Origin of the sequence: Xenophilus sp. (assembly GCF_044462705.1) — a bacterium.
In the GTDB taxonomy this organism is placed as follows: Bacteria; Pseudomonadota; Gammaproteobacteria; order Burkholderiales; family Burkholderiaceae_C; genus Xenophilus; species Xenophilus azovorans.
The window spans coordinates 1-7942 of the sequence record NZ_JBIQNC010000003.1 but is presented as its reverse complement, the minus strand read 5'-3'; the positions used below and the strand labels follow the sequence as shown (position 1 = coordinate 7942).

The 7942-nt window shown below is 72.6% G+C and carries 8 protein-coding genes; 6 read left to right on the top strand and 2 right to left on the bottom strand.

From position 1 onward, the window contains the following. On the bottom strand, positions 1-821 hold an 821-nt coding region (locus ACIY1X_RS01165; protein WP_399677397.1), incomplete at its 3' end, for an FGGY family carbohydrate kinase. Next, positions 818-1618: a DeoR/GlpR family DNA-binding transcription regulator gene (locus ACIY1X_RS01160; protein WP_399677504.1), complete on the bottom strand. Its 801-nt coding sequence runs from the start codon at positions 1616-1618 to the stop codon at positions 818-820. The genes ACIY1X_RS01165 and ACIY1X_RS01160, both read right to left, overlap by 4 nt. Before the next feature lie 71 nt (positions 1619-1689). On the opposite strand from ACIY1X_RS01160, the gene glpD reads away from it, so the two are divergent. The 6 genes from glpD (at position 1690) to ACIY1X_RS01130 (ending at position 7864) form a co-directional block, all read left to right on the top strand. After that, positions 1690-3321 carry a glycerol-3-phosphate dehydrogenase gene (gene glpD, locus ACIY1X_RS01155; protein WP_399677396.1) on the top strand — a complete coding sequence of 544 codons (1632 nt, stop codon included), beginning with the start codon at positions 1690-1692 and terminating at the stop codon, positions 3319-3321. A gap of 108 nt (positions 3322-3429) precedes the next feature. Next, positions 3430-4410 carry a dialkylrecorsinol condensing enzyme gene (locus ACIY1X_RS01150; protein ID WP_399677395.1) on the top strand — a complete coding sequence of 327 codons (981 nt, stop codon included), beginning with the start codon at positions 3430-3432 and terminating at the stop codon, positions 4408-4410. Continuing rightward, the gene (locus tag ACIY1X_RS01145; RefSeq protein WP_399677394.1) at positions 4400-5536 is read left to right on the top strand and encodes a beta-ketoacyl-ACP synthase III; all 1137 of its coding nucleotides are present in this window, start codon (positions 4400-4402) and stop codon (positions 5534-5536) included. The genes ACIY1X_RS01150 and ACIY1X_RS01145 overlap by 11 nt, the downstream gene beginning before the upstream one ends. A 2-nt stretch (positions 5537-5538) precedes the next feature. Continuing rightward, positions 5539-5934 carry a hypothetical protein gene (locus ACIY1X_RS01140; protein WP_399677392.1) on the top strand — a complete coding sequence of 132 codons (396 nt, stop codon included), beginning with the start codon at positions 5539-5541 and terminating at the stop codon, positions 5932-5934. Further along, positions 5931-6935, top strand: coding sequence for a BtrH N-terminal domain-containing protein (locus ACIY1X_RS01135; protein WP_399677390.1), 1005 nt, complete (start codon positions 5931-5933; stop codon positions 6933-6935). Before ACIY1X_RS01140 ends, ACIY1X_RS01135 begins: the two co-directional genes overlap by 4 nt. A 14-nt stretch (positions 6936-6949) precedes the next feature. After that, on the top strand, positions 6950-7864 hold the full coding sequence (locus ACIY1X_RS01130) for an ABC transporter ATP-binding protein (protein WP_399677388.1): 915 nt from the start codon (positions 6950-6952) through the stop codon (positions 7862-7864). Positions 7865-7942: the final 78 nt, after the last annotated feature.

The following is a 7942-nucleotide window of genomic DNA, read 5'->3' as shown; positions in this document are numbered from 1 at the left end:
TCGCCCGTGTGCATCAGCAGGAAGCAGCCGGTGCCGTAGGTGTTCTTGGCCATGCCGGGGCCGAAGCAGGCCTGGCCGAACAGGGCAGCCTGCTGGTCGCCGGCCACGCCGCCGATGGGCAGGGGCGCGCCCAGCAGCGCGGCATCCGCATCGGCGAAGTGGCAGCTCGACGGCCGCACCTCGGGCATCAGCGCGGCGGGCACCTTCAGCGCCGCGAGCAGGTCGGCGTCCCATGCGTTGCGGTGCACGTTGAAGAGCATGGTGCGCGAGGCGTTGCTCACGTCGGTCACGTGCACCTTGCCGCCGGTGAGCTGCCAGATCAGCCAGCTATCGACCGTGCCGAAGGCCAGCTCGCCGCGCTCGGCCCGCGCGCGCAGGCCGGGCACGTTGTCCAGCAGCCAGACCAGCTTGGTGGCGGAGAAGTACGCGTCGATCACCAGGCCGGTCTTCTCGCGGATGGTGTCCTCCATGCCGTCGGCACGCAGCTTCGCGCACAGCGGCTCGGCCCGGCGGTCCTGCCAGACGATGGCGTGGTGCACCGGCCGGCCGGTGGCGCGCTCCCACACCAGCGTGGTCTCGCGCTGGTTGGTGATGCCGATGGCGCGGATGTCGGTGGGCTTCAGCTTCGCCTTGGCCAGCACCTCGCGCGCGGTGGCGAGCTGGCCCTGCCAGATCTCCATCGGGTCGTGCTCCACCCAGCCGGGCTGCGGGTAGATCTGCGGCAGCTCGCGCTGCGCCATGGCGACGATGCGGCCGGCGGCGTCGAAGACGATGCTGCGCGAGCTGGAGGTGCCCTGGTCGAGGGCGAGCAGGTAGGTCATGGTGTCGGGTCTCCTGTAGCGTCTGCGCCGGCAACGACGCAGCGCACCTGCGCGCGTTCCAGCAGGTCGGGGAAGGGCGCCGGCGGCGGCGCGTCGGTGAACAGGCGGTCGAAGCGCGACAGCTCGGCCAGTTGCACCATCGCCGGCCGGTTGAACTTGCTCGCGTCGGCGGCCAGCCACACCTCGCGGCCCTGGGCGAGGATGGCCTGCGCCACCTTCACCTCGCGCAGGTCGAAGTCGCGCACCGTGCCGTCGGCCTCGATGCCCGAGCAGCCGACGACGGCGATGTCGACCCGGAACTGGCGCATGAAGTCCACTGCCGTCTCGCCGACCACCGCGCGGTCGCGGCTGCGCACCGTGCCGCCGGCCACGATCACTTCGCACTGCGCGTTGGCTGCCAGGATGCCTGCCACGTTCAGGTTGTTGGTGATGACGCGCAGGCCGCTGTGGCGCAACAGCGCGCGGGCGATGGCTTCCGCGGTGGTGCCGACGTTCAGGATCAGCGAGCATCCGTTCGGCACCTCCGCGGCCACGGCGCGGGCGATGCGCGACTTGCCCTCGGCGTTGAGCGCCTCGCGCTGGCCGTGGGCGATGTTCTCGGTGGTCGAGCCCGGCACCCGCACGCCGCCGTGGAAGCGCGCCAGCAGGCCGGCCTCGGCCAGCCGCTGCACGTCGCGCCGCACCGTCTGCAGGGTGACGCCGAGCAACTGGGCCAGTTCCTCCACGGTGGCGGCGCCGCGCTCGCGCACCGCTGCCAGCAGCTTCAGTTGGCGGGGGTTGGATTCGTTCACGGAAATCACTTTAAAACGAAAAAAACCGAAGCGAATCAGGGGAAATATTGAGATAATTCGCGCAATAAGGAATCGAAATGAACCAAAGCGAATCGACTTCCTCTGCGGATTCTGCCGTCTTCGCGCCCACCTTTCCGGCGGCGCAGGCGCCTTCGGCCCGCCTGGCGCCGCTCGAATGCGACGTGCTCGTCGTCGGCGGCGGCATCAACGGCTGCGGCATCGCGCGCGACCTGGCGGGCCGGGGCCTGAAGGTGCTGCTGTGCGAGAAGGACGACCTGGCCTCGCACACCTCCTCGGCCTCCACCAAGCTGATCCACGGCGGGTTGCGCTACCTGGAGTACTACGAGTTCTCGCTGGTGCGCAAGGCGCTGGCCGAGCGCGAGGTGCTGCTGCGCAGCGCGCCGCACATCATGGCGCCGCTGCGCTTCGTGATGCCGCACGACCCGTCGATGCGGCCGGCCTGGATGATCCGCGCGGGCCTGTTCCTCTACGACCACCTGGCGCGGCGCGAGGTGCTGGCCGGCTCGCGCTCGGTGGACCTGCGCAGTCATCCCGCCGGCGAGCCGCTCAAGGCGCAGTACCGCCGCGGCTTCGTCTACTCCGACGGCTGGGTGGACGACGCCCGCCTGGTCGTGCTCAACGCCATCGACGCCCGCGAGCGCGGCGCGCAGATCCTCACCCGCACCGCCTGCGTGGAGGCGCAGCGCGGCCAGGACCACTGGCTGGCGACGCTGGTGGGCGCGGACGGCCGCGCCTTCACCGTGCGCGCGCGGGCGCTGGTCAACGCGGCGGGGCCGTGGGCCGAGTCCTTCCTGCGCCAGACGGCGCGGCCGGTGCGCGGCGGCGCGCTGGCCACGCGGCACCTGCGGCTGGTCAAGGGCAGCCACATCGTGGTGCCGCGGATCTTCACGCACGACCACGCCTACATCTTCCAGAACCCCGACAAGCGGATCATCTTCGCCATCCCCTACCAGGGCGACTACACGCTGATCGGCACCACCGACGTGGAGCTGGAAGGCAGCGACCCGGGCGCCGCGCGCATCGGCGAGGACGAGGTCGCCTACCTGTGCGAGCAGGCCAGCCGCTACTTCGCGCAGCCCGTGGTGCCGGCCGACGTGGTGTGGACGTACGCCGGCGTGCGCCCGCTGCTGGACGACGCCTCGGGCGACCCTTCGGCCGTCACCCGCGACTACCTGCTGGAGACCAACGCCGACGCGGCGCCGCTGCTGTCGGTGTGGGGCGGCAAGATCACCACCTTCCGCAAGCTGGCGGAGGACGCGGCCGGCGAGATCGGCCGCATGCTGGGCGAGGCGCGCCCGGCCTGGACCGAGGGCGCCTGGCTGGCCGGCGGCGACCTGTCGCCGTGGATCGGCCCGACCGATCGCCGCACCCGGCCCGACGAGGCCTTCGCGCGCTTCGCGGCCGAAGTGCAGCAGCGCCACCCGTGGCTGCCGCCGGCGCTGGCGCAGCGCCTCGCGCATGCCTACGGCGCGCGCATCGAGCGCGTGCTCGGCGACGCCGCCTCGCTGGCCGACCTGGGCGCCGAGGTGGCGCCGGGCCTGTTCGAGCGCGAACTGCGCTACCTGCGCGAGGAGGAGTGGGTCACGCAGGCCGACGACGTGCTGTGGCGCCGCTCCAAGCTCGGCCTGCGCTACACGCCGCAGCAGCGCGAGCAGGTGCAGGCCTGGTTCGCCCGCGGCGGCGCCTGAACGGGCGGCCGTCGCCCGCGCGACGGAGGCCGGCGGGCCCCCGCGCCGGGGGGAGCGGCGCAGGGGCCGGCTTGTCCTACATTTGAGCCCTTTGTTTGCCCGCTCCCGATGTCCGTCCCGCCGAATCCGCCTGCCTCGCCGCCCAAGCGCATCCTGGTGGTGCGCTATTCGCAGACGGGCCAGCTCGACGCGGTCACCGACCGGCTGATCGCGCCGCTGCGCGAGGCCGGCAATGTGCACATCCACGAGGAAGTGCTGCGGCCGGCGATGCCCTGGCCCTTTCCCTGGCCCTTCCTGCGCTTCTTCGACGCCTTCCCCGAGACGGCCCACCTGCGCCCGGCGCCGCTGCAGCCCCTGGGCCTGCGCGGCGACGAGGTGTTCGACCTGGCCATCCTGCCGTACCAGGTGTGGTTCCTCGCGCCCTCGCAGCCGGTCACCGCCTTCCTGCAGGACCCGGTGGCGGCGAAGGTGCTGGCCGGCCGGCCGGTGGTCACCGTGATCGCCTGCCGCAACATGTGGCTGATGGCGCACGAGAAGCTCAAGGCGCTGTTGGCCGCCACCGGCGCGCGCCTGATCGACAACGTGGTGCTGACCGATCCGGGGCCGACCTTCGCCACCTTCCTCACCACGCCCGTGTGGCTGCTGACCGGGCGCAAGCGCGGCTTCTGGGGTTTACCCGATGCGGGACTGACGCCGGCGCAGATTGCCGGCGCACGCCGCTTCGGCCTGGCGCTGCGCGATGCGCTGGCGCGCGGCGAGGAGCGCGGCCCCGGCCCGCTGCTGGCCGGACTGGGCGCGGTCCAGGCGCAGCCGCGCCTGTACGTCAGCGAGAAGGCCGGCACCCGCAGCTTCTACCTGTGGGGCAAGCTCATCATGGCCATCGGCGGCCCGGGCCATCCGGCGCGCCAGCCGGTGGTGGCGCTGTACGTGCTCTTCCTGTTCGTGCTGATCGTCACGGTGGTGCCCGTGAGCCTGGCGCTGCAGGCCCTGCTGCGGCCCTTGTTCCGCGGGGCGCTCACTAGAATGAAACACCGATTCGAGCTCCCTTCCGGCTCGGCCACCGACCGCTGCCGCCTGTATGACGACTGATGTCTTCCTGACCCGGACCGCCGCCCACCTGCCTTTCGAACCGGTCAGCAACGAGGAGATCGAGGACGTCCTGGGCCGCGTCGGCGGCAGACCCTCGCGGGCGCGGCGGCTCATCCTGCGCAGCAACGGCATCGTCTCGCGCCACTACGCCATCGACCGCGCCACCGGCCTGCCGGCCATGAGCAACGCGCAGCTCACCGCGCAGGCCGTGCGCGCGCTCGGCGACGACATCGGCCGGGTGGACTGCCTGGCCACCGGCACCTCGCTGCCCGACCAACTGCTGCCCAACCACGGCGTGATGGTGCACGGCGAACTGGGCTGGCCGCGGCTGGAAGTGGTCTCCTGCGCCGGCGTGTGCCTGGCCGGCGCCGCGGCGCTGCGGCATGCCTGGCTGGCGGTTCGCGCCGGCGAGGCCGAGCGTGCCGTGGCCACCGGCTCCGAGCTGGTGTCGCCTTTCCTGATGGCCTCCCACTTCGAGGCCGAGCACGCGCACAAGGTGCAGGCGCTGGAGCAGCACCCGGAGATCGCCTTCGAGAAGGACTTCCTGCGCTGGATGCTCTCCGACGGCGCCGGCGCGGTGCTGCTGGAGCGTGCGCCGCGCGGGCCGCTGTCGCTGCGCGTGGACTGGATCGAGCTGTCCTCCGCGGCGCACGAGCTGCCCGTGTGCATGTACGCCGGCGGCGAGCGCGACGAGCACGGCGTGCTGCAGGGCTACATGCGCATCCCGCCGCAGCAGTGGCAGGCGCAGTCCACCTTCGCCATCAAGCAGGACGTGCGGCTGCTCAACGAGCACATCGTGCGCGCCACGCTCGGCGAGCCGCTGCGCGCGCTGATCGACCGCCGCGGCCTGCGCGCGGCGCAGATCGACTGGTTCCTGCCGCACCTGTCCTCGCACTACTTCGCCGAGCCGCTGCAGCAGTGCCTGGAGGAGGTCGGCCTGCCGATCCCGCGCGAGCGCTGGTTCACCAACCTCGCCACGCGCGGCAACACCGGCTCGGCCTCGCCGTACATCATGCTCGACGAGCTGTTCCGCTCGGGCCGCATCGAGCGCGGCCACAAGCTGCTGATGTTCGTGCCCGAGAGCGGCCGCTTCGGCAGCGGCTTCATCCATTTGGAAGCTGTCTAGCCATGGACATCGAGGGCGTACCGCAGGAAGGCAACGCGACGCTGGCGGGCCACCGCAAGCTGATGTACGCGCGCGATGCTGAGGGGCGCAGCGTGGCGGTCGGCTCACGCGGCTGGGAGGCCGAGGAGATCGTCACCCGCCACGCGATCGAGGTCATCGACGCCCAGGCCGCCGAAGCGCGCGAGCGCGTGCGCGCCGGCGCCGCCTCGCCGCTGGAATACTGGATGTACCAGCGCCGCATGGACGTGGCGCTGCTCTCGCAGGTCACCGGCTTCTGGCAGTGGCGCGTGCGGCGCCACCTGCAGCCGCGCCACTTCGCGGCCCTGCCGCCGCGCCACCTGGCGCGCTACGCCGAGGCGCTGGGCCTGGACGTCCGGCAACTGCGCACACTGCCATGAACGCCACTGCACCGACCCTCCCGCGCTTCGAGCACCGGCACGCGGCGCACTGCGAGAGCGGCGTCATCTCGAACATGCTGCGCCACCACGGGGTGCCGATGACCGAGCCGCTGGCCTTCGGCCTGGCGGCCGGCCTGTCCTTCGCGTACCTGCCCTTCGTCAAGCTGTCGGGGCTGCCGCTGGTCTCGTACCGCATGCCGCCGCGCGCGATCATCAAGGGCCTGCTGGGGCCGCTGTCGGCGCGCTTCCGCTTCGAGACCTTCCGCACGCCCGAAGCCGGCCAGCGCCGGCTCGACGCGCTGCTGGCCGAGGGCCGGCTGGTCGGCCTGCAGACCTCGGTGTACTGGCTGCCGTACTTCCCGCCGGACATGCGCTTCCACTTCAACGCGCACAACCTGCTGGTCTACGGCAAGGAGGGCGACGACTACCTCGTCAGCGACCCGGTGTTCGAGACGCCGATGCGCTGCGCCGCCGCCGACCTGGCGCGCGCCCGCTTCGCCAAGGGCGTGCTCGCGCCCAAGGGGATGATGTACTACCCCGAGACCGTGCCGCGCACCGAACTGACGCAGGCGATGGTGGCGAAGGCGATCCGCCGCAACGTGCGCAGCATGCTGGCGCCGATCCCGCTGGTGGGCGTGCGCGGCATGCGCCGGCTGGCCGCGCGGCTGCAGGCGCTGCCGCCGCAGGCGGCGCACACCGTCGACTACATCGGCCACCTCGTGCGCATGCAGGAGGAGATCGGCACCGGCGGCGCGGGCTTCCGCTTCATCTACGCCGCCTTCCTGCAGGAGGCGGCGGACGCGGTGGCGATGCCGCAACTGGTGGCCTTCTCCGACCGGCTCACCGAGATCGGCGACGGCTGGCGCGCCTTCGCGCTGAAGGCGGCGCGCATGGTCAAGGGGCGCGAGGCGGTCGATCCGCCGCGGCTGGCGGCGCTGCTGCGCGCGCAGGCCGACCAGGAGGAGGCCTTCTTCCGCGACCTGCGGCGCGCCGTGGCCTAGGCGCCGTTGACGCCATGCTCGTCCTCGACCGGCTCGGCTTCCGCTACCCTGCGGCGACGCGGCGCTCGCTCGCCGGCGTGTCGCTGGACGCACAGCGCGGGCGGGTGCTGGGTCTGCTCGGGCCCAACGGCGCCGGCAAGACCACGCTGATCTCCATCCTGGCCGGCCTGCTGCCGGTGCAGGAAGGGCGCGTCGAGGTGGACGGCGTGCCGCTCGCCGCGCTGCGCGCCGAGGCCCCGACGCGCATCGCCGTGGCGCCGCAGGACTACGCCTTCTACCCGATGCTCACCGTGGCCGAGAACCTGGCCTGCTTCGCCGCCGCGGCGCGGCTGACGGGGGCGCGGCGGGCGGCCCGCGTCGACGCCTGCCTGGCGACGGCGCAGCTGCAGGCCTTCGCCGACGTGCGCGCGGAGCGCCTGTCCGGCGGCCTCAAGCGCCGGCTCAACCTCGCCATCGCGTTGCTGGCCGAGCCGCAGCTGGTGCTGTTCGACGAGCCGACCGTGGGCGTGGACCCGCAGTCGCGCGCCTTCGTGCTCGACGCCATCCGCGCGCTGGCCGACGGCGGCATGGCCGTCATCTACGCCTCGCACTACATGGAGGAGATCGAGGCCATCGCCGACCGCGTGGCGATCCTCGACCAGGGCCGGCTGCTGCGCGAAGGGCCGCTGGCGGAGCTGCTGTCCGAGGGCGGGCGCGTCCTGCGCCTGCGCGCGCCGGGGCTGCATGCCGACACGCTGGCGCGCTTCGGCCGGGTCGCGCGTTCGGGCGAGGAGTGGAGCGTGCAGCTCGACGACGCGGCGCGGCCGGCCGAGGTGCTGGCGGCGCTGGACGCCGCCGGCGTGCGGCCGCAGCACATCGACTTCGGGCGCCAGAACCTGGAGCAGCTCTTCATGGCGCTCACCCACCGCTCGCTGCGCGATGCCGAGTGAATCCCTGGCCGTGCTGGCTGCCTTGATCCGCAAGGAGCTGCTGGCCCTGCGCCGCGACCTGCACGGCCTGGGCGCGCT

What these genes read in the sequence shown, in the direction of transcription:
- glpD (WP_399677396.1), top strand. Translation starts at nt 1,690, where the DNA reads ATGAACCAAAGCGAATCGACTTCCTCTGCGGATTCTGCCGTCTTCGCG.
- ACIY1X_RS01150 (WP_399677395.1), top strand. Translation starts at nt 3,430, where the DNA reads ATGTCCGTCCCGCCGAATCCGCCTGCCTCGCCGCCCAAGCGCATCCTG.
- ACIY1X_RS01145 (WP_399677394.1), top strand. Translation starts at nt 4,400, where the DNA reads ATGACGACTGATGTCTTCCTGACCCGGACCGCCGCCCACCTGCCTTTC.
- ACIY1X_RS01140 (WP_399677392.1), top strand. Translation starts at nt 5,539, where the DNA reads ATGGACATCGAGGGCGTACCGCAGGAAGGCAACGCGACGCTGGCGGGC.
- ACIY1X_RS01135 (WP_399677390.1), top strand. Translation starts at nt 5,931, where the DNA reads ATGAACGCCACTGCACCGACCCTCCCGCGCTTCGAGCACCGGCACGCG.
- ACIY1X_RS01130 (WP_399677388.1), top strand. Translation starts at nt 6,950, where the DNA reads ATGCTCGTCCTCGACCGGCTCGGCTTCCGCTACCCTGCGGCGACGCGG.